The organism is Saonia sp. (assembly GCF_056326165.1).
On sequence record NZ_JBWFBN010000007.1, the window covers coordinates 19,088 to 20,295 of the forward strand.

Below are 1,208 nucleotides of genomic sequence, written 5' to 3' on the forward strand. Positions count from 1 at the left end.
ATGGCTGTACGAGTTTATCCTCAACAGGATATACGGTAACCGTAAATGCATTACCAGTAGCAGCCGATATTACCGGTACAGATGAAGTCTGTATTGGAGGCACGACAGATTTAACCGAAGGCACCAGTGGTTCAAGCTATGTATGGACATCAAGTAACACCGCAGTAGCCACTGTAGACAATACGGGATTAGTAACAGGCGTAAGCGCAGGAACAACAGCTATCAGTTATACGGTAACCGATGCCAATGGCTGTACGAGTTTATCCTCAACAGGATATACGGTAACCGTAAATGCATTACCTACGGTCACAGCGACAGCAAGTGCAACAACAATCTGTGCAGGAGAAAGTGTAACCTTAACAGGAGGCGGCGCAACAAGTTATGTATGGGATAATAGTGTTACGGATGGTGTAGCCTTTACTCCAAGTGCCACAACGACCTATACGGTAACAGGTACCGATGCCAACGGCTGTGAAAATACAGCAAGTGTCACGGTAACGGTGAATCCATTACCAACAGTCACAGCAAGTGCAAGTGCAACCACAATCTGTGCAGGAGAAAGTGTAACCTTAACAGGAGGTGGCGCAACAAGTTATGTATGGGATAATAGTGTTACGGATGGTGTAGCCTTTACTCCAAGTGCCACAACGACCTATACGGTAACAGGTACCGATGCCAACGGATGTGAAAACACAGCAACGGTAACAGTAACGGTGAATGTATGCCTAACATTAAATACAATAGACGATACGGCTACAACAAATGAAGATGAAGCGGTAACTATATCAATTTTGAACAATGATAATAATGTTCCTATAATAGGTACATTGATTACAACTAATCCATCTAATGGAACAGTAATAATTAATAATGGTGGTACTCCAAATGACCCAAGCGATGATACCGTTACTTATACTCCAGATACTGGATTTAGTGGCATCGACACATTTACCTATACTTTATGTGATGATGACACACCGGCAAGCTGTGATACGGCAACGGTGACAATAACAATCGGAGATGCTGGTAACCCAGTAGCCGTAGATGATAGTGCAAGTACTAGTGAGAATACTTTGGTAACTACAGGAAATGTTTTAGCCAATGATACTGTAGTCGATGGAGCAACCATTACAAGTTTCGATGCAACAAGTGCTAATGGTGGAACTGTTGTAAACAATGGCGATGGTACATTTGATTACACACCACCA

At 43.0% G+C, this 1,208-nt stretch carries 1 protein-coding gene; it reads left to right on the forward strand.

What is annotated here, in order from left to right; all coding sequences use genetic code 11:
* Positions 1-1,208 (forward strand): Ig-like domain-containing protein (locus AC000W_RS07885; RefSeq protein ID WP_474747385.1); only part of this gene is annotated, 1,208 nt, incomplete at both ends.